20 protein-coding genes are annotated in these 19422 nt (G+C 69.1%); 14 read left to right on the top strand and 6 right to left on the bottom strand.

Annotated elements, in window-relative coordinates; genetic code table 11:
- Positions 1–164 precede the first annotated feature (164 nt).
- Positions 165–1457: a porin gene (locus ACEN9J_RS12305; protein ID WP_057590650.1), complete on the top strand. Its 1293-nt coding sequence runs from the start codon at positions 165–167 to the stop codon at positions 1455–1457.
- Positions 1458–1557: 100 nt separating this feature from the next.
- Here the strand turns inward: ACEN9J_RS12305 and ACEN9J_RS12300 are convergent, their stop codons facing one another.
- Together ACEN9J_RS12300 and ACEN9J_RS12295 are read right to left on the bottom strand one after the other, a co-directional pair.
- Positions 1558–2004, bottom strand: coding sequence for an NINE protein (locus tag ACEN9J_RS12300; RefSeq protein WP_057590649.1), 447 nt, complete (start codon positions 2002–2004; stop codon positions 1558–1560).
- A gap of 31 nt (positions 2005–2035) precedes the next feature.
- Positions 2036–2557, bottom strand: coding sequence for an N-acetyltransferase family protein (locus tag ACEN9J_RS12295; protein WP_413764213.1), 522 nt, complete (start codon positions 2555–2557; stop codon positions 2036–2038).
- Positions 2558–2774: 217 nt separating this feature from the next.
- Here ACEN9J_RS12295 and rpsP point away from each other — a divergent pair, with 217 nt between their 5' ends.
- The 7 genes from rpsP (at position 2775) to hisC (ending at position 7938) form a co-directional block, all read left to right on the top strand.
- Entirely contained in the window at positions 2775–3038 is a 264-nt protein-coding gene (gene rpsP, locus ACEN9J_RS12290; protein WP_057590647.1) for a 30S ribosomal protein S16, read from the top strand.
- A gap of 18 nt (positions 3039–3056) precedes the next feature.
- Positions 3057–3611, top strand: coding sequence for a ribosome maturation factor RimM (gene rimM, locus ACEN9J_RS12285; RefSeq protein ID WP_057590646.1), 555 nt, complete (start codon positions 3057–3059; stop codon positions 3609–3611).
- A gap of 29 nt (positions 3612–3640) precedes the next feature.
- Positions 3641–4387, top strand: a complete 747-nt coding sequence (gene trmD, locus ACEN9J_RS12280) for a tRNA (guanosine(37)-N1)-methyltransferase TrmD (RefSeq protein WP_261208589.1) — start codon at positions 3641–3643, stop codon at positions 4385–4387.
- 110 nt (positions 4388–4497) lie between these two features.
- Positions 4498–4878: a 50S ribosomal protein L19 gene (gene rplS, locus ACEN9J_RS12275; RefSeq protein ID WP_057590644.1), complete on the top strand. Its 381-nt coding sequence runs from the start codon at positions 4498–4500 to the stop codon at positions 4876–4878.
- A gap of 135 nt (positions 4879–5013) precedes the next feature.
- Positions 5014–5739, top strand: coding sequence for a CoA pyrophosphatase (locus ACEN9J_RS12270; protein ID WP_261208588.1), 726 nt, complete (start codon positions 5014–5016; stop codon positions 5737–5739).
- Between the two features lie 83 nt (positions 5740–5822).
- Positions 5823–6824: a CobD/CbiB family protein gene (locus ACEN9J_RS12265; protein WP_057590642.1), complete on the top strand. Its 1002-nt coding sequence runs from the start codon at positions 5823–5825 to the stop codon at positions 6822–6824.
- A gap of 4 nt (positions 6825–6828) precedes the next feature.
- Entirely contained in the window at positions 6829–7938 is a 1110-nt protein-coding gene (gene hisC / locus ACEN9J_RS12260; RefSeq protein WP_413764212.1) for a histidinol-phosphate transaminase, read from the top strand.
- Here the strand turns inward: hisC and rsgA are convergent.
- Genes rsgA through ACEN9J_RS12245 form a run of 3 tightly spaced genes read right to left on the bottom strand, consistent with a single transcriptional unit; the run spans position 7932 to position 10574 of the window.
- Positions 7932–8885 (bottom strand): ribosome small subunit-dependent GTPase A, encoded by a 954-nt coding sequence (rsgA, locus tag ACEN9J_RS12255; protein WP_413764211.1) that lies wholly within the window; start codon positions 8883–8885, stop codon positions 7932–7934. The genes hisC and rsgA overlap by 7 nt on opposite strands.
- Before the next feature lie 15 nt (positions 8886–8900).
- On the bottom strand, positions 8901–9257 hold the full coding sequence (locus tag ACEN9J_RS12250) for a 4a-hydroxytetrahydrobiopterin dehydratase (RefSeq protein ID WP_413764210.1): 357 nt from the start codon (positions 9255–9257) through the stop codon (positions 8901–8903).
- A 48-nt stretch (positions 9258–9305) separates the two neighbouring features.
- Entirely contained in the window at positions 9306–10574 is a 1269-nt protein-coding gene (locus ACEN9J_RS12245) for a M48 family metallopeptidase (protein ID WP_413764209.1), read from the bottom strand.
- A gap of 59 nt (positions 10575–10633) precedes the next feature.
- Here ACEN9J_RS12245 and orn point away from each other — a divergent pair, with 59 nt between their 5' ends.
- The 5 genes from orn to ACEN9J_RS12220 all read left to right on the top strand — a co-directional run bounded on the left by orn (position 10634) and on the right by ACEN9J_RS12220 (position 16552).
- A complete protein-coding gene (orn, locus tag ACEN9J_RS12240; protein WP_261208570.1) occupies positions 10634–11230 on the top strand; it encodes an oligoribonuclease in 597 nt (198 codons plus the stop codon).
- A 331-nt stretch (positions 11231–11561) separates the two neighbouring features.
- Positions 11562–13484 carry a DEAD/DEAH box helicase gene (locus ACEN9J_RS12235; protein ID WP_261208561.1) on the top strand — a complete coding sequence of 641 codons (1923 nt, stop codon included), beginning with the start codon at positions 11562–11564 and terminating at the stop codon, positions 13482–13484.
- A gap of 200 nt (positions 13485–13684) precedes the next feature.
- Positions 13685–14758, top strand: coding sequence for an NAD/NADP-dependent octopine/nopaline dehydrogenase family protein (locus ACEN9J_RS12230; protein ID WP_296730551.1), 1074 nt, complete (start codon positions 13685–13687; stop codon positions 14756–14758).
- Positions 14748–15746 carry a 3-hydroxybutyryl-CoA dehydrogenase gene (locus ACEN9J_RS12225; RefSeq protein ID WP_413764208.1) on the top strand — a complete coding sequence of 333 codons (999 nt, stop codon included), beginning with the start codon at positions 14748–14750 and terminating at the stop codon, positions 15744–15746. The genes ACEN9J_RS12230 and ACEN9J_RS12225 overlap by 11 nt, the downstream gene beginning before the upstream one ends.
- Entirely contained in the window at positions 15743–16552 is an 810-nt protein-coding gene (locus tag ACEN9J_RS12220; RefSeq protein WP_413764207.1) for an alpha/beta fold hydrolase, read from the top strand. Before ACEN9J_RS12225 ends, ACEN9J_RS12220 begins: the two co-directional genes overlap by 4 nt.
- A 4-nt stretch (positions 16553–16556) precedes the next feature.
- On the opposite strand, the gene ACEN9J_RS12215 is transcribed toward ACEN9J_RS12220, so the two are convergent.
- Positions 16557–17048, bottom strand: a complete 492-nt coding sequence (locus tag ACEN9J_RS12215; protein WP_413764206.1) for a MarR family winged helix-turn-helix transcriptional regulator — start codon at positions 17046–17048, stop codon at positions 16557–16559.
- Between the two features lie 198 nt (positions 17049–17246).
- Here ACEN9J_RS12215 and ACEN9J_RS12210 point away from each other — a divergent pair, with 198 nt between their 5' ends.
- On the top strand, positions 17247–19418 hold the full coding sequence (locus tag ACEN9J_RS12210) for an indolepyruvate ferredoxin oxidoreductase subunit alpha (RefSeq protein ID WP_261208492.1): 2172 nt from the start codon (positions 17247–17249) through the stop codon (positions 19416–19418).
- Positions 19419–19422: the final 4 nt, after the last annotated feature.

Here is a 19422-nt window from a genome sequence, read left to right as displayed (position 1 = left end):
GTCGCTCGGAGCCGGTCCCACGCCGGCGCCGCATGAAACGCGATCCGATGCACGCGAGAAACCGCGGCGAGCCGCCGCGGAATCCCCGGTGTCCCCCCGTTCCGGGGTGGTTCCTCGAAGAACCGCCCAGGACGCTTGTTGTGCTTAAGAAAGAGGAAGCTGAAATGAAAAAATCCCTGGTGGCATTGGCCGCCGTGCTGGCGGCCGGCGGAGCGGCTGCTCAATCGTCGGTGACGCTGTTCGGCGTGGTCGATGCGAGCGTGAGCAACTACTCGACCAAGAGCGAGTACCGTGGCACGAACCCGCTGCTCTACGGCGCTTCGCGCAAGCAGAGCCAGACGGCCCTGGCGAACGGCAGCAGCAGCTCCAGCCGCCTCGGTTTCCGCGGCACGGAAGATCTGGGCGGTGGCCTGGCAGCGAGCTTCTGGCTCGAATCGGGCATCACCAACGATGACGGCAAGACCGGCGTGGCCGCGTTCGACCGTCGCTCCACCGTGAGCCTGTCGGGTGGCTTCGGCGAAATCCGCCTCGGCCGCGACTACACGCCCACCTACTGGAACGACAACGTGTTCGATCCCTTCGGTCTGCGTGGCGTGGGCACGAGCCTGATCAGCCGCGTCGGCGACTCGCTGTCGCGCAAGGCAGGCACCGCGCCCAACGGCGCTTCGGCCAGCGACAACTACGCGCGCGCCAGCAACAGCATCGGCTACTTCCTGCCGCCGAACCTCGGTGGCTTCTATGGCCAGTTCCAGTACGCGCTGCACGAGAACGTCAAGTTCGACGAGAACGTGATCGAGTCGCCCTCGAAGCGCGGTTCGTACTTCGGCGGCCGCGTCGGCTATGCCAACGGCCCGCTGGACGTCGCCGTTTCCTACGGCCAGGACAACAAGGACACCACGCCGCTGACCGCGACCACGGTCCTGACCCCGGCGCTGGCTTCGCAAGCGTTCAAGAACCGCATCAACACCTTCAACCTCGGCGCGAGCTACGACCTCGGCGCGGCGAAGCTGTTCGGCGAGTACTCGCAAGTCCGCAACAAGTTCGACACGGCCACCGCCCTGGGCGCCCTGACCTTCGTCGACAGCGTGACCGACAAGTACGACGGCTTCCTGCTCGGCGTCAGCGTGCCGGTGGGCCCGGGCCAGATCAAGGCTTCGTACGGCTACGTGAAGTACAAGGCCGGCCAGAACGGCTTCGTGAACCCGGCCACCGCGCTGTTCGGCAACCCCGAGCTGTCGACCAAGGCCAACCAGTTCGCGCTGGGCTACGTGCACAACCTGTCGAAGCGCACCGCCCTGTACGCCACGATCGCCCGCGTGCGCATCAAGGATGGCCAGAACAACACGGCCGTGTTCAACCGCGTGACCACCGGTGGCGCTCCGGCCTACCTGGCGACCGCCGGCTGGGCACCGCGCTCGTCGACGGGCTACGACTTCGGGCTGCGCCACAGCTTCTGATTCCCGCGTCTTTTTTGTCTCCAAGGTTTGCCACCCGGCTCTGGTCGGGTGGTTTTTTTGGTTGGTACCCGGCGTCGGCGCCGGGTGCCAATCCCCGGATCTACTGGGAAATCTTCCGTCCCTCTTCGACCTGGTGCTCGAAGTAGCGCTGGAAGCTGAACACGATGCTCGCCATGAGGATCGTGCTGCCGAAGAACAGTGCCAGCACCACCGCGCCGATGGTGGCCCAGCTCGTGCGACCCGGTTCCGCGTCGGGTGCCGCGCCCGCGTTGTAGCGCGCATTCCACTTCTCGGGCGTCATCAGGCCGTAGACGATGGCCGTGAGCGCGCAGCCGGCGATGGTGAAGCCGAGGAAAGGGATCAGCACCCAGCTCCAGCCGTCGTCCACGCCGAACATGCGCACGCGCTCGATGCCGTAGAGGCCCAGCGCGGTCGGGATCGGCAGCAGCCAGCCGAGCCAGTCGCCCAGTCCGCGCAGGTAGAAGCGGTGCAGGCCCAGCGGGCCGCCCAGGAAGGCCAGCCAGGCCGTGGTCGTCTTGCTTTTCATGCGGTGCTCGATCCTGCTTTCGTTGCTTCGTTCATTCGGGATGGGTGCTGCTGCCCGCGCCGATGCTCTTTTCCATCAGCACGACGTCGCGCCACTGGCCGAACTTCCAGCCGCAGTCCTTGAGCACGCCGACCTGGGTGAAGCCCTGGCCGCGGTGCACGCCGATCGAGCCGGCATTGGCCGAGTCGCCGATCACCGCGATCAGCTTGCGCACGCCGGCGGCCTCGGCCGCCTCGCACAGGGCGGCCAGCAGCCGCGCGCCCAGGCCCTGGCCGCGCGCGGCCTCGGCCAGGTAGATCGAGTCCTCGGCCGAGAAGCGGTAGGCCGGGCGCGGCTTGAACCAGTTGCAGTAGGCGAAACCCAGCAGCGCGCCGTCGCGCTCGGCGACCAGGTAGGGCAGCCCCTTGCCCAGCACGTCGGCACGCCGGGCGGCCATCTCGGTGGGGGAGGGCGGCTCGGTCTCGAAGGTGCCGGTGCCGTGCAGGACGTGGTGGGCGTAGATGGCGGCGATCGCCGGGATGTCGTCTTCCCGGCTGAGGCGGATCGTTGTCATGAGGGGAAATTGGGGAGGCGAAATGGCCGTAAACGGGCCGGAAACTGGCCAGTGCAGGCAAGAATTCTCGGCCGGAACGCGGTGCGGGCTATAATCGTGGGCTTTTCAGCGTGTCGCTGGCCGGGTGGCCATGTCGCGTGTCTCGACGCTGGAAGAACATCGTGAGCAGGTTTTCATCTTCAAACACGAAGGCCTGCGACCCACCCAAGGATAAATCATGGTCGTCATTCGACTCTCCCGTGGCGGTGCCAAAGGCCGTCCGTTCTTCAACATCGTCGTGTCGGACAAGCGCGTTCGCCGCGATGGCCGTTTCATCGAGCGCCTGGGTTTCTACAACCCGACCGCCAAGGAAAACGAAGAAAGCATCCGTATCGCTCAGGACCGCCTGACGTACTGGAAGAGCGTCGGCGCCCAGCCCTCGCCCACCGTCGCGCGCCTGATCCGTCAAGCCGCCGCGGCCGCTCCCAAGGCTGCCGCCTAAGCAGCCCGGCCACCGGCGATGCTGCCCGCGCTCGAAGCCGCCGAATTGCCGGCGGACGCGATCGAAGTAGGCCGCATCGCCGATGCCTGGGGCATCAAGGGCTGGTTCAAGGTCCTGCCCCATAGCGCCCAGCCCGAGGCGCTTTTTTCTTCCAAGCGCTGGTTCCTGCAGGCCCCCGGGGCTTCGGCCGCCACCGCTTTCCGGCTCGCGATCAGCGAAGCCAAGGAACATTCCGACTGCATCGTCGCCTCGTCGCGTGACGTGCCCGACCGCAACGCGGCCGAGGCGCTGCGTGGCGCGCGCGTGTTCGTGCCGCGCTCGAGCTTTCCGAGCACCGCCGACGACGAGTACTACTGGGTCGACCTGATCGGCCTCGAGGTGGTCAACCGCGAAGGCATCGTGCTCGGCGCGGTGCGCGAACTGCTCGCCACCGGCCCGCAGACCACGCTGGTGATCGCGGCCGAGCAGGACGGCAAGGCCATCGAGCGCATGGTGCCTTTCGTCTCGGCCTTCGTCGACGGCGTCGACCTCGCGGGCCGGCGCATCACGGTCGACTGGCAGCCCGACTACTGATCCCGGCCCCGCCGCCGCGGTCCGCGCGCATGCGCTTCGACATCCTCACGCTGTTTCCCGAACTGTTCGCGCCTTTCATGGCCAGCGGCGTGACGCGCCGCGCCTACGAGTCGAAGCAGGTCGAGGTGGTGCTGTGGAATCCGCGCGACTACGCGAACGGCAATTACAAGCGCGTGGACGACCGCCCATTCGGCGGCGGCCCCGGCATGGTGATGATGGCCGAGCCGCTGTCGGCCTGCCTCGCCGCGGCGCAGGCCGCGCGCGGCGTGCCGGCGCCGGTGGTGCTGTTCTCGCCGATCGGCGAGGCGCTGCGCCACGAAGCGGTCGAGCGCTGGTCGGCCAGCGAGGGCGCGGTGCTGATCTGCGGCCGCTACGAAGGCATCGACCAGCGCTTCATCGACGCCCATGTCACGCACCAGGTCAGCCTCGGCGACTTCGTGCTGTCGGGCGGCGAGATCCCCGCGATGGCGTTGCTCGACGCGGTGGCGCGGCTGCAGCCCGGCGTGCTCGGCGACGAGGCCAGCCATGTGCAGGACAGCTTCAATCCCGCGCTGGACGGCCTGCTCGACTGCCCGCACTACACGCGGCCCGAGCAGTGGAACGGGCAGGGCGTGCCGGCGCCGCTGATGTCGGGCCACCATGCGCAGATCGAGCGCTGGCGCCGCGACCAGCGGCTGGCGATCACCGCCCGGGAACGCCCCGAATTGATCGACGCGGCCCGCTCCGCCGGACGCCTGAACGCCGCCGATGAGGCGGTGCTCAAAAAAAAGCTATAATCGCGGGCTCCCCGATCCTCTGGCCGGCCGCGTCCGGTGCGAAGTCATCCCGCATGACTGCGCCAACGACGCCTTTTGTGCAGCGCGGACACGATCGATATCAGGAAATCATGAACCTCATCCAGACTCTCGAGCAGGAAGAAATCGCCCGCCTCGGCAAGACCATCCCCGATTTCATGCCCGGTGACACGGTCATCGTCAGCGTGAACGTCGTCGAAGGCACCCGCAAGCGCGTGCAGGCCTACGAAGGCGTGGTGATCGCCAAGCGCAACCGTGGCCTCAACAGCGGCTTCACCGTGCGCAAGATCTCCAGCGGCGAAGGCGTGGAACGTACCTTCCAGACCTACAGCCCGCTGATCGCCAACATCGAAGTCAAGCGCCGCGGCGACGTGCGCCGCGCCAAGCTGTACTACCTGCGCGACCGCAGCGGCCGTTCGGCTCGCATCAAGGAAAAGCTGCCCGGCAAGTCGTCGAGCGCCGCGGCCGCGTAAGCTGCCCGCAGGCTTGCCTGTTGCGAAAAAGCCGCCGCTCTGGCGGCTTTTTGCGTTTTGCCCCCGTTTCCCTTTCGTCCGTTCACCCTTCGCCTCACGATCGATCACTTGACCGCCTCCAGCGCCGCCCCGTCCATGTCCTCCGCCACCTCCGAACCCGTCAATGCCGTCGTGCCCACGATGCTGCCGCCATTCGACCCGCGCAAGGTCCCGGTGGTGGGTGGCGGCACGGCCGACGGGCTGCCCGCGGTGGCGCTGGAGCAGCTGACGGCGCAGGCGCTGCGCGCGCGCTTCGCTTCGCCGCCGGCCTGGGCGCCCGAACTGCGCCGCGAGCCGCGCATGACCGGCCGCGAGCCCGCGCAGGCGGCCGTGCTGGTGCCGATCGTGCAGCGCCCGCAGGGCCCGACCGTGCTGCTCACCGAGCGCACCGCGAACCTCTCGACCCATTCGGGACAGGTCGCGTTCCCGGGCGGCCGCGTCGATCCCGAGGACGCCAACATCGCGGCCGCCGCGCTGCGCGAGGCCTGGGAAGAGGTCGGCCTGTCGGCCAGCTACATCGAGGTGCTCGGCAGCCTGCCGACCTACACCACGGTGACCTCGTTCATCGTCACGCCGGTGGTGTCGCTGGTCGAGCCCGGCTTCGAGCTCACCATCAATCCCTACGAGGTCGCGCAGGCCTTCGAGGTGCCGCTGGGCTGGCTCATGGACCCGGCCAACCACCGCCGCCATGCCGTGCCCGCGGGCGACGGGACGCAGCGGCACTGGTACTCGATGCCCTACCAGGACGGCAGCGAGGAGCGCTTCGTCTGGGGCGCGACGGCCGGCATGCTGCGCAATCTCTACCGCTTCCTGAGCGCCTGAGCCGCCTGAAGAAACGGCGAGTTCTGTCGGCCTCATAGGCCCGCAAGCCCCGAACGACGGGGCTGTCTCGCTATCATCTCTGGATGAGCTTCTTCGCCATCCTGTGTGCGTTGCTGATCGAGCAGGTGCGGCCGCTGGCCCCGCACAACCCCGTGTATGGCGGCGTGCTCGCATGGACGCGCTGGACCAGCCGCAACTTCGACGCGGGCAAGCCGCACCATGGATGGATCGCCTGGGGTCTCGCGGTCTTCGTGCCGACGCTGCTCGCGCTCGGCATCCACTGGCTGCTGGTGCTCACGCTGGGGCTGCCGTTCGCGGTGCTCTGGAGCATCGCGGTGCTCTACGTCACGCTGGGCTTTCGCCAGTTCAGCCACCACTTCACCGACATCCGCGACGCGCTCGACGAAGGCGACGAGCCGCTCGCGCGCTCGCTGCTCGCGCACTGGCAGGGCGTGGACGCCGCCGAGCTGCCGCGCAGCGAGATCGTGCGCCATGTGATCGAGCATTCGGTGATCGCCGCGCACCGCCACGTGTTCGGCGTGCTGGCCTGGTTCTCGGTGCTCGCCGCGGTTGGCCTGGGGCCGGCCGGCGCGGTCTTCTACCGCATGAGCGAATTCGTCGCGCGCTACTGGGCGCACAAGAACGGCGCCGCCGTGCAGCCCTCGAGCGAATCGGTGCAGCAGGCCGCCGAGGGCGCCTGGCATGCGATCGACTGGCTGCCCGCGCGCATCACGGCGCTGGGCTTCGCGGTGGTGGGCAGCTTCGAGGAAGCGATCGACTGCTGGCGCAACGACGCGCGCCGCTTTTCGAGCGAGAACGACGGCGTGATCCTCGCGGCCACCTCGGGCGCGGTCAACGTGCGCCTGGGCGGCGGCCGGCTGCGGCCCATCCCCAGCGTCGATCCGCTGCCGCGCGCGCAGGCCGGCGAATCCTTCGCCGACACCCGGCGCACCGACAGCGGCAGCACGCCGGGCCGCGAGCCCGAGCCCGGCCACCTGCGCAGCGTGGTGGGCCTGGTCTGGCGCTCGGTCGTGATGTGGATGGTGCTGCTCGCGCTGCTCACGCTCGCGCGGCTGCTGGGCTGAGCCCATGGCCGATTCGATCGATCCGGTGGCGAAGCGCGCGCCTTCGTTCTGGAGCCCGCGCATCGCGGACCTCGAGCCCTACGTGCCCGGCGAGCAGCCGCGCATCCGGGACCTCGTGAAGCTCAACACCAACGAGAACCCGTATCCCCCGTCGCCGCGCGCCATCCAGGCGATCCGCGAGGCGGCCGAGAACGGCCTCGAGCTCTACCCCGACCCCACCTCGCTCGCGCTGCGCGAAGCCGTCGCGCGCCGCCACGGGCTCGCAGTCGAGCAGGTCTTCGCGGGCAACGGTTCCGACGAGGTGCTGGCCCACGCCTTCTTCGCCTTCTTCCAGCAGCGCGAGCCGCTGCTGATGCCCGACATCAGCTACAGCTTCTACCGCGTCTATGCGCAGCTCTACGGCATCGGCTGCGAGCAGTTGCCGGTCGACGAGGGACTGCGCATCGACGTCGATGCCATGGCCGATCGCGCGCGCGAAGGCTGCGCGGGCGTCGTGGTCGCCAATCCGAATGCCCCCACCGGCATCGGCCTGCCGCTGGCGCGCATCGAGGAACTGCTGCGCGCCTGTCCCGAGCGCGTGGTGCTGGTGGACGAGGCCTACGTCGATTTCGGCGCCGAGAGCGCGCTCCCGCTGATCCCGCACCATGCCAACCTGCTGGTGGTGCAGACGCTCTCGAAGTCGCGTTCGCTGGCCGGCCTGCGCGTGGGCTTCGCCTGCGGACAGGCGCACCTGATCGATGCGCTGGTGCGCGTGAAGGACAGCTTCAACTCCTACCCGCTCGACCGGCTCGCGAGTGCCGGCGCCGTGGCGGCGCTCGAGGACGAGGACTGGTTCCGCAAGACGCGCGACGACGTCGTCGACACCCGCGAGGGACTGGTGCTGCAGCTCGAGGACCTGGGCTTCGAGGTGCTGCCGTCTCAGACCAATTTCGTGTTCGCGCGGCATCCGTCGCGCGATGCCGCCGAACTGGCCGCCGCGCTGCGCGAGCGCGCGGTGCTGGTGCGGCACTTCCGCCAGCCGCGCATCGCGCAGTACCTGCGCATCAGCATCGGCACGCGCGCGCAGTGCAGCGTGCTGGTGGAGCGGCTGCGCGAAATCCTGCAGGCTCAGTAGCGCGTCTCGCTGAGCTCCGCGAACAGGTCGCCGTAGATCTTGTAGCGCGAGGCGCTGATCGGCCCGTCGTTGGCCGCCGATTCCACGTGCGCGATCACGCCGCAGCCCGGCTCGTGCAGATGGGTGCAGTTGTAGAACTTGCACTCGCCCGCATGCTCGGCGATGTCGGGCATCAGGCCCGCGAGCTGCATCGGCGCGATGTGGTTGAGGCCGAATTCCTGGAAGCCCGGCGAGTCGATCAGCGCGGTGCTGCGCGCCGCGTCGACCCAGTACCAGGTGGTGCTGGTGGTGGTGTGCTTGCCCGAATTGAGCGCCTGCGAGATCTCGCCGGTGAGCGCGGTGGCGCCCGGCACCAGCAGGTTGATCAGCGTGCTCTTGCCCGCGCCCGAGGGGCCGAGCACCAGCGTGGTCTTGCCCGCGAGGCGCTGCATGAGCGAGGCGTGGTCGACCTCGCCCGAGGCCTTGAGCGACAGCGGCAGCACGCCGTGGTGCATGCGCCGGTAGGGCGCGAGCTTGCGCCAGGCGCGTTCGAAGGGCTCGACCAGGTCGCTCTTGTTGAGCGCGATGATCGGCGTGATGCGCTCCGCCTCGGCCGCGATCAGGGCGCGCGCGAGCTGGTGTTCGGAGAACTCGGGCTCGGCCGCGATCAGGATCAGCACATGGTCGAGGTTGGCCGCGAAGGACTTGGTGCGGATGTCGTCCTGGCGGTAGAACAGGTTGCGCCGCGGCACCACCTGCTCGATCGTGCCTTCGTCCTCGCTGGCCTGCCAGCGCACGCGGTCGCCGACCACGGCCTGGCTCTTCTTGCCGCGCGGATGGCAGATGCGTCGTTCGCCTTCGGGCGTCTCGACCAGGCAGTGGCGGCCGTGGCTGGCCACCACGAGGCCGTCGTGCAGCGCATCGGCCGAGGCTCGGCCCTGCTGGCGCTCGCGGCCCGGCTTAGCCAAAGGCGATCGCTCCGGTCATGCCGTGGGCGCGGCCGCCAGCAGCGCATCGGCCTGGCGTGCGCAGTCGAAGTCGGTGACCGAGATGCCACCGACGTCGTGCGTGTTGAAGCGCACCACGCAGCGGTTGTAGTGCACCGACAGGTCGGGGTGGTGGTCCTGCGTGTGGGCCACCATCGCCAGCGCGTTCACGAAGGCGATGGTCTCGAAGTAGTTCGTGAAGTGGTAGGTCTTCTCGATCGCGACGTTCGCGCCGTCGCCGCTGAGCTTCCAGCCTTCGAGCCGCGCCAGCGCCGAGACGATCTCGGTCGCGCTCAGCGCCTTGCGGGGGATGGACTTCCAGTCCTTGATCTTCAACATGCTGGCGGTGCTCATGGCGCTGCTTTCGAAAAGAGGTGCGGGGAGACGGAAAAGAGATGGCACTCAGGCGGTCGCCAGCATGCGCGCGAGGCGCTCGGAGGCGGGCGGGTGGGAGTAGTAGAACTTGACGAACACCGGGTCGGGCGTGAGCGTCGAGGCGTTGTCCTGGTAGAGCTTGAGCAGCGCGGCCGAGAGGTCGGCGCCGCTGGTCTGGGCGATGGCATAGGCGTCGGCCTCGAACTCGTGCCTGCGCGACAGCCGCGCCGACAGCGGCGCGACGAAGAAGCCGAACACCGGCACCGCGAGCATGAACAGCAGCAGCGCCAGCGCGCTGTTGGGCGCCGCCGTCGACATGTTGGGCTGCACGCCCAGGCCGGTGTAGAACCAGGCCTGGGTCGAGACCCAGCCCAGCAGCGCGAAGCCCGCGAGGCTCAGCGCGAACATCGCGACCAGCCGCTTGACGATGTGGCGGTGCTTGAAGTGGCCGAGCTCGTGCGCGAGCACCGCCTCGACCTCGCCGGCGTTGAGCTGGCGCAGCAGGGTGTCGTAGAACACCACGCGCTTGCTGGCACCGAAGCCGGTGAAGTAGGCGTTGGCATGTGCGCTGCGGCGGCTGCCGTCCATCACAAACAGGCCCTTGGCGCGGAAGCCGCAGCGGCTCATGAGCGCGGTGACGCGGGCCTTGAGCGTCGGGTCGTCGAGCGGCTGGAACTTGTTGAAGATCGGCGCGATGAACATCGGGTAGACCAGCATCAGCAGCAGGTTGAAGCCCATCCACGCGGCCCAGGCCCAGAGCCACCACAGCGTGCCGGTCGCGCCCATGATCCACAGGATCAGCGCCGCGATCGGCAGCCCGATGGCCGCGCCGATCAGCGTCGAGACGACGGTGTCGCGCAGCCACAGGCCCCAGGTCATCTTGTTGAAGCCGAAGCGCTCCTCGAGCCGGAAGGTCTGCCACAGCGTGAACGGGAGTTCGAGCAGGCCGCCGATGGCCGCGAAGGCCGCCAGCAGCACCAGTTGCTGCACCATGCCGCCGCCGAGCCAGGCCAGCAGCAGCTTGTTGAGCAGGTCGAGGCCGCCGAGCAGGGTCCAGCCCAGCAGCAGCGCCGTGCCCCAGGCCATCTCGATCAGCCCGAAGCGCGCCTTCGCCACCGTGTAGTCGGCCGCCTTCTGGTGCGCCGAGAGGCTGATCGTCTGCGCGAAGGCCTCGGGCACCTCGCCGCGATGCCGCGCCACGTGCCGGACCTGCCGCGAGGCCAGCCAGAACTTCACGAGCAGGCCGGCCACCAGCGCGGCGGCGAAGGCGAGGGTGAAGAGGAGCGAATAGGACATAGGGGGCGGAGTTTAGTCCCCGCATCCAAGGCCCCAGGACCATCGGCGACAATCCCGCGATGCCCGAATCCACCGCCTCCACGGCCGCCGCAGCGGTCCCCACCCTGAAGAAAAGCGACCAGAACCTGGTCTGGCTCGATTGCGAGATGAGCGGGCTCGATCCCGAGAAGGAACGGCTGCTCGAAATCGCCGTGGTCATCACCGGCCCCGACCTCACGCCGCGCATCGACGGCCCGGTGCTGGTCATCCACCAGAGCGACGCCGTGCTCGACGGCATGGATGCCTGGAACAAGGGCACGCACGGCCGCAGCGGCCTGATCGACAAGGTCAAGGCCTCCACCGTCGACGAGGCCGCTGCCGAGCAGCAGCTGATCGAATTCATCGCGCGCTACGTGCCCAAGAGCGGCTCGCCGATGTGCGGCAACACCATCGGCCAGGACCGGCGCTTCCTGGTCAAGTACATGCCCAGGCTCGAGGCCTACTTCCACTACCGCAACCTCGACGTCAGCACGCTCAAGGAGCTCGCCAAGCGCTGGAAGCCCGCGGCCTACAACGCCTTCAAGAAGCAGCAGGCCCACACGGCGCTGGCCGACGTGCACGAATCGATCGAGGAACTGGCGCACTACCGCGAGACCTTCCTGCGCCTGACCGACTGAGGCCTGGTGGGCCGGAACAACGGCCAAAAATCCCATTGCACGCGGGGATTAGGTAAAAACCCCGATGCATGTCATAATCGTGGGCTTCGCTGACCGGGGTGCCCGGCCATTCTTTCAAAAAGGATGGCGCGTGCATGAGCAGAATCGGTTCCCCGCCGGCATATCCCGCATCTCCCTATCTTGCACACCGCGCCCGATCGCATGGATCGATCAAAAAGGGCCGCAGCCTCGGGTTTCAGAACCGGAAGCTGAATGTCGTTGGATGGTTGATGTTTTTAACCACCAACGGGGCGCCGCCCACGGCAGCGCTCGCGTTTGAAATTTGACATTCATGACCGACGCTTTTGAAGCGCAGGGCGAGCTCGCGCCTGTGCAATCGATTCACAACAACGAATTCTCCGCTGTCACCTCCGAAGTGCCCGTGCTCGAGGCGCTCGACGCCGCCAGCACCGAGGCCAACGAAGTCCTCGAAGTCGCCGATCAGGACGCGCAGACGTCCGACGCGCCCGAGGCACCGCGCGGCCCCAACGGATTCATTCCGCTGGGCCTCGCACCCGAACTGATCGCCGCCGTCGAGGACCTGGGCTTCCACCAGCCCACGACCGTGCAGGAAAAGGTGATCCCGCTGGCCCGCGGCGACGAATCGGCCCGTTTCGTCGACCTGATGGTCTCGAGCCAGACCGGCAGCGGCAAGACCGCGGCCTTCCTGCTGCCCGTGCTGCACACGCTGATCCGCCGCCAGGCCGAAGCAGCCGCCGCCGAGCGCGCCGAATTCGAGCGCCTGACGGCCGAAGCCGCCGAACGCGGCGAAGCGCCGCCCAAGCGGCCCAAGCGCGTCAACCCGACCAGCAACCGCAACTTCAAGGCCGCCACGCCCGGCGCCCTGGTGCTGTGCCCGACGCGCGAACTCGCGCAGCAGGTCGCGCACGACGCCATCGAGCTGGTGCGCCACTGCCGCGGCCTGCGCATCGCCAACGTGGTGGGCGGCATGCCCTACCAGTTGCAGATCGCGCGCCTGCAGAACGCCGACCTCGTGGTCGCCACGCCGGGCCGCCTGCTCGACCTGCAGCGCTCGATGCAGATCAAGCTCGACAAGGTCAAGTTCCTGGTGGTCGACGAGGCCGATCGCATGCTCGACCTGGGCTTCGCCGACGACCTGGCCGAAGTCAACCAGCTCACCATCGAGCGCCAGCAGACCATGATGTTCAGCGCCACCTTCGCGCCGCGCATCCAGCAACTGGCCACCCGCGTGATGCGCGAACCGCAGCGCGTGACCATCGACAGCCCGCAGGAAAAGCACGCCAACATCAAGCAGGTGCTGTTCTGGGCCGACAACGCCACCCACAAGCGCAAGCTGCTCGACCACTGGCTGCGCGACACCAGCATCAACCAGGCGATCGTGTTCGCCAGCACCCAGGTCGAGTGCGACGGCCTCGCCAATGATCTGCAGCAGGACGGCTTCAGCGCCGTGGCGCTGCACGGCGCGCTGAGCCAGGGCCTGCGCAACCGCCGCCTGATGGCGCTGCGCCAGGGCCAGGTCCAGATCCTGGTGGCGACCGACGTGGCCGCGCGCGGCATCGACGTGCCGACCATCACCCACGTCTTCAACTTCGGCCTGCCGATGAAGGCCGAGGACTACACCCACCGCATCGGCCGTACCGGCCGTGCCGGCCGCGACGGCCTGGCGATCACCTTCGCCGAGTTCCGCGACCGCCGCCGCATCATGGACATCGAGCAGTACAGCCGCCAGCAGTTCAAGGCCGAGGTGATCCCCGGCATGGAGCCGCAGCAGCGCATGCCGCAATCGCGCCCGCAGGGCGACTTCGGCGGCCGCGGCCGTGGCGGCGATCGTCGCCAGGGCAACGGCGGCGGTGGCTACCGCGGCGGCAATGGCGGCGGCTATGCCAACGCCAGCGGCTTCAACGACCGCAATGCACGCGGCCCGGCCGGCGGCGCGCCGCGCGGCGGCTTCGGCGGTGGCCAGAACGCCGGTTTCGGCGGCGGCCGCGACCGTGACGAGTCGGCCGGCTTCGGCCGCAAGCCGGGCTGGGGCGACAGCGCACCGCGCGGCAATGCCGGCGGCAGCCGCAACGAAGGCTTCGGCGCCCGCAGCGGCGGCCCGCGCAACGAAGGCGGCTTCGCGCCGCGCAACGACGGCTTCGCGCCCCGCAAGGGCCCGGGCCACGCCGGCGGCCCCGGCAAGGTGTTCGTGCCGCGCGACGCGCAGAAGCGCGCGTTCAAGCCCAGCCGCTGATCGCTTCCTCCCCTTCGCAAAGCCCGCGTTCTCCGGATCGCGGGCTTTTTGCATTGGGAGTTTGCGAGCAGTCGAAGGCGTCGATTTTGGTTGACGTCTGAATTGATGAAAAGTAATGTATTGGACGCGCGCAGTCCTGCATTCCGGTTCCGCATCGTCGGTGGCCGGTTCATCAACCTCAGCTTTTCGACCCTTCGACCATGAAAATCGCGATCCTGGGTGGCGGCCATGGGGCCTATGCGGCCGCCGCCGATCTGTCCGAAGCCGGGCATGAAGTGCGGCTGTGGCGCCGCGACGCGGCCGCGCTGCAGCCGGTCATCGACAGCGGCAGCATCGTGCTCAAGGATGCGCGCGGCGTGCGCGAGGTGCCGATCGCGCTGCCCACCGCCGACATCGGCGCGGCGCTGCGCGATGCGGAACTCATTGTGCTGCCGACCCCGGCCATCGCGCAGGACTTCATCGCGCGCGCCATGGCGCCGCACCTGGTCGACGGCCAGGTGGTGTTCCTGCCGCCCGGCACCTTCGGCAGCTACGTGATGGCGCGCACCGTGTGCGAGGCCGGCAACCGCGCCGACGTGGCCTGGGCCGAGACCGGCACCTTGCCCTACCTGGCGCGCAAGCATGGCGAGCGCGAGGTCAACGTCACGATCCGCGCGATCCGCCTGCCCACCGGCGTCTATCCGGCACGCAAGGCCGCGCAGGCGATCGACATCATCCGCGTGGCCTACCCGAGCGTGCACGGCTGCGGCGACGCGCTCTCGGGTGCGCTGATGAATGCCGGCCCCGTCATCCATCCGCCGCTGATGGTGATGAATGCCGCGCCGCTGCAGCACTTCGAGCGCTGGGACATCCACAACGAAGGCACGCAGCCCGCGGTGCGCGCCGTGACCGACCGGCTCGACCGCGAGCGCATCGCGGTGCGCGAGGCCTTCGGCCACGGCGGCCCGCACTATCCGCTGGCCGACCACTACGACAACGACCGCTGGATGTACGGCGATGCCCACAAGCAGCTCGTGAAGTCGGGCGACTGGCGCGAGAACATCGACCTGCACGGCCACCGCTACATCACCGAGGACACCGAGCTCGGCCTGGCCTTCCTCGCCTCGGCCGCAAGGCATGCGGGCGTCGACGCGCCCATCGCCCATGGCCTCCTCGCGATCGTCGGCGGCTTCCTCGGCCGCGACCTGCGCCAGGGGCCGCGCAGCTTCGAGGCCCTGGGCCTCGCGGACCTGCCGGCCGACGCGCTGCGCCAGAGGCTGCACGATGGCGAATGAGCCGGTCCGCTTCGCCGCGGTCGGCGCGGGGCGCATGGGCCGCGGCATCGCGATCGCCTTCGCCTACGCGGGCCACCGCATCGCGCTGGTCGACCTGCGCGTGCGCAGCGAGGAGGCCTGGAACAGGCTGCACGACGAGGCGCGGCAGGAGATCGCCGCCAGCCTCGCGGGCCTGGCCCAGCTCGGCGTGATCGATGCGGCGCAGGCCGAGGCCATCGCCGCGCGCGTGCAGTACGTGCGCGCCGCGCAGGCACCGGCGGCGCTCGCGCAGGCCGAGCTGGTGTTCGAGGGCGTGCCGGAAACGCTGGCGGCCAAGCGCGAGGCCTTCGAGCAGATCAACGCCCATTGCAGCGACGACGCGATCCTGACCTCGACCACCAGCAGCATCCTGGTCACGCAGCTCGCGGCGCTGGTGCGCAGGCCCGAGCGCTTCCTCAACATGCACTGGCTCAACCCGGCCTACGTGATCCCGGTGGTCGAACTGAGCTGCCATCCGGGCACCGACCCCGCCGTGCTGGCGCGCACGCGCGAGATCATGGAGGCGATCGGCAAGCTGCCCGTGGTGTGCGGGCCCACGCCCGGCTACATCGTGCCGCGGCTGCAGGCGCTGATCATGAACGAGGCCGCGCGCATGATCGAGGAGGGGGCCGCCACCGCCGAGGAGATCGACAAGGCCACGCGCCACGGCCTGGGCCTGCGCTTCGCGGCGCTCGGCGTGGTCGAGTTCATCGACTTCGGCGGCTGCGACATCCTGCACCACGCGAGCCGCGAGATGTCGGCCTCGATCGACAAGGGGCGCTACACCGCGCCGGCCATCGTCGACCGCATGGTGCAGGAGGGGCGGCTCGGCCTCAAGAGCGGCAGCGGCTTCTATGCCTACGAAGGCACCGACACCTCGGCCTATCGCCGCGACGTGCTGTCGCGCACGCTCGGCATGCTGCGCCATGCGGGCCTCTGGCGGCCCGCGGCCGAACGCACACTGCCATGACGCGGGCCATCCGCCGCGCCTTCGCCGATCTGTCGGTCGGTCAGGTGCACTACGCGAGCTGCGGCGCCATCGATGCACCGCCCGTGCTGCTGCTGCATCAATCGCCGCGCAGCTGGCGCGAGTACGAGACGGTGCTGCCGCTGCTCGGCGCGCGGCATCGCGCGATCGCGATGGACACGGTGGGCTTCGGCGATTCGGCCGCGGGCAGCGAGCCCGCCTCGATCGCGCACTGGGCCCGCGTCGCGGCCGAGCTGCTCGATGCGCTGCGCATCGAACGCGTCGCCGTGGTCGGCCATCACACGGGCGGCGTGATCGCGATCGAACTCGCGGCCGCGCTCGGCGAGCGCGTGCGCGCGCTGGTGCTGTCCTCGACGCCCTACACCGACGAAGCCTTTCGCCGCGCGCGCGCCGAGCGTCCGCCGATCGACGAGGTCGAGCCCAGCGAAGACGGCAGCCATCTCGCGGCACTGTGGGGCAAGCGGCAGGGCTTCTATCCGCCGAACCGGCCCGAGCTGCTCGAGGCCTTCGTGCTCGATGCGCTCAAGGTCGGCCGGCGGCTCGAGGAAGGCCATCGCGCCGTGGCCTCGTACCGCATGGAAGAACGCATCGATCGCGTGACGCAGCCCGTGCTGATCGTGCGCGCGCCCGAGGATCCGTTCGCTTCGCCGCATGCGCAGGAACTCGCGCGACATTTGCGCCACGCGGCCAGCGTGCGCATCGCCGACATCGAAGGCGGCATGGTGCCGCTGCCCGACCAGTTGCCCGAGGCCTTCGCGCGCTGCGTGGGCGACTTCCTCGCGCGCTGAGCCTTCAGCGCTCCTCGTCGTCCTCGTCCTGCGCCGCGTCCGACGGCGCATGCGCATGCAGCTGGATCATCAGCCGCAGCGTGTTCTTGAGTTCCTCCGCGCGCGTGAGGCCGAAGGGCTCGAGCACGCGGCGCTCGTGCTCGCTCGCGAGCTGCATCAGATGCTCCACCTTGGCCGCACCCTTGCGGGTGATGCGCACCAGCGTGATGCGGCGATCGCTCTCATGGGGAATGCGCTCGACCTGGCCCTGCGTCTCCATGCGGTCGAGCAGCCGCGTCACGGTCGGCTGCTTGGTCACGGTGATCTGCGCGAGCCGGCCGATGCTCACCGCATCGCCGCCCGCGAGCGAGGCCATCACGCGCCACTCCGACACCGAGAAACCCTCCTGCCGCGCCACCTCGTGGAACTCCGAGGAGATCAGCTGGCTGGCCTGCGCGAGCAGCGCGGGCAGGTAGTTGTCGACGAAGCGCTGCGGCTTCCTTTCAGTGCTTCCCATGCGTTCTCCCGATGCACATCGAACGACCCGAAAGTGGCACGCGGCTTGCGTGTCTAGGGTTATTCATGATTGTGGATAGATTCATTTCTAAACAGTATACGTACCAAGGCCCGTCCAGGCATTCATCGCTTTATCGCAGGTGATGCATGAACGGGCCACCGCCCACACGGTGAGGGCTATCGAGGAAAAGAGCAAGCCATGGCCGAGCGTTCGTTTGTCGAAGAAGTGAAGAAACTGCGGCTGTCCGCCGGCGAAGTGTTCCGCGGCGAAGGCATCCTCGCCGTCACCAAGGCGCTGCTCGAATCGGGCGTGTCGTACGTCGCGGGCTACCAGGGCGCGCCGATCTCGCACCTGATGGACGTGCTGGCCGATGCGCAGGACATCCTCGCCGACCAGGGCATCCGCTTCGAGAACAGCGCGAGCGAGGCCACGGCCGCCGCCACGCTCGCGGCCTCGGTCAACTATCCGCTGCGCGGCGCCGTGACCTTCAAGGCCACGGTCGGCACCAACGTCGCATCCGATGCGCTGGCCAACCTCGCCTCGGGCGGCGTGACCGGCGGCGCGCTGGTGATCGTGGGCGAGGACTACGGCGAAGGCTCCTCGATCATGCAGGAGCGCAGCCATGCCTTTGCGATGAAGTCGCAGATGTGGCTGCTCGACCCGCGGCCCAACCTGCCGAGCATCGTCGAGGCCGTGAAGCAGGGCTTCGAGCTCTCCGAGGCCAGCAGCACGCCGGTGATGCTGCAGCTGCGCATCCGCGCCTGCCACGTGCACGGCCAGTTCGTCGCCGCCGACAACCGCCGCGCCGCCTACTCGGTGCAGGAAGCGGCCGAGAACCCGCGGCGCGACGTGAGCCGCATCGTGCTGCCGCCCGCGAGCTTCGTGCACGAGCAGGAAAAAGTGAAGGAACGCTGGCCCGCGGCCGTGCGCTTCATCGAGGAGCGCGGCCTCAACGAGTTCTTCGCCGACGGCGCCGACGACATCGGCATCGTGGTGCAGGGCGGCAGCTACAACACGCTGGTGCGCGCGCTCGAGCGCCTGGGCCTGGCCGACGTCTACGGCAACAGCCGCATCCCGCTGTACGTGATGAACGTCGCCTACCCGGTGATCGACAGCGAGGTGGTGCGCTTCTGCGAAGGCAAGCGCGCGGTGCTGATGGTGGAGGAGGGCCAGCCCAACTTCATCGAGCAGAACATCGCGACCATCCTGCGCCAGCGCGGCGTGACCACCGCGCTGCACGGCAAGGACATGCTGCCGGTGGCCGGCGAGTACACGGCCGCCGAGCTGCTGCAGGGCGCGCGCGTCTTCTGCGAGCGCTACGGCCGCCTCGCGCCGCAACCGGCCGCGCCCGTGCCGGCCCCTGTGCGCAAGGTGATCCCGCTGATCGAACTGCCGAGCGAGCCGGCCGCGCCGCTGGCCGACAGCGTGCACGCGCGCCCGCCGGGCTTCTGCACCGGCTGCCCCGAGCGCCCGATCTTCAGCGCGATGAAGCTGGTCGAGCGCGAGCTCGGTCCGCACCACGTGAGCGCCGACATCGGCTGCCACCTGTTCTCGATCCTGCCGCCGTTCCACATCGGCAACACCACCATGGGCTACGGCCTCGGCGGCGCGGGCGCGGCCGCCATGGGCGCGCCGCGCGGCAAGCGCGCGATCGCGATGATGGGCGACGGCGGCTTCTGGCACAACGGCCTCACGAGCGGCGTCGCCAACGCGGTGTTCAACCAGAGCGACAACCTCACGATCGTCGTCGACAACAACTACACCTCGGCCACCGGCGGGCAGGACATCCTGTCGTCGAAGGCCGTCAACGCCACCCGCAGCACCGGCCACGCGATCGAGCGCGCGGTGCGCGGCGTGGGCGTGAACTGGGTGCGCACCATCCGCCGCACCTACGACGTGGCCGGCATGCGCGACGCGCTCAAGGAGGCGCTGACCACCAAGGAGAAGGGCCCGAAGGTCCTGATCGCGCAGTCCGAGTGCATGCTCAACAAGCAGCGGCGCGAGAAGCCGCTGGTGCGCAAGGCCATCGCCGACGGCAAGCGCATGGTGCGCGAGAAGTTCGGCGTCGATGCCGACACCTGCACCGGCGACCACTCCTGCATCCGGCTCTCGGGCTGCCCCTCGCTGTCGATCAAGACCAATCCCGATCCGCTGCGCACCGACCCGGTCGCCACCGTGCTCGAGAGCTGCGTGGGCTGCGGCAACTGCGGCGACGTCTCGCACGCGGCCGTGCTGTGCCCCTCGTTCTACAAGGCGCGCATCGTCAGCAATCCCACCGGCTGGGACCGGCTGCGCGAGCGCGTGCGGGGGGCCGTCATCGGCTGGCTGCAGCGCGGCGCTGCGCGCCGGCGCGAGGCCTATTCGTTCTGAGCGC

The organism is Variovorax sp. Varisp41 (assembly GCF_047325085.1).
Classification (GTDB): domain Bacteria; phylum Pseudomonadota; class Gammaproteobacteria; order Burkholderiales; family Burkholderiaceae_C; genus Variovorax.
This window is presented reverse-complemented; position numbering and strand designations above follow the sequence as displayed.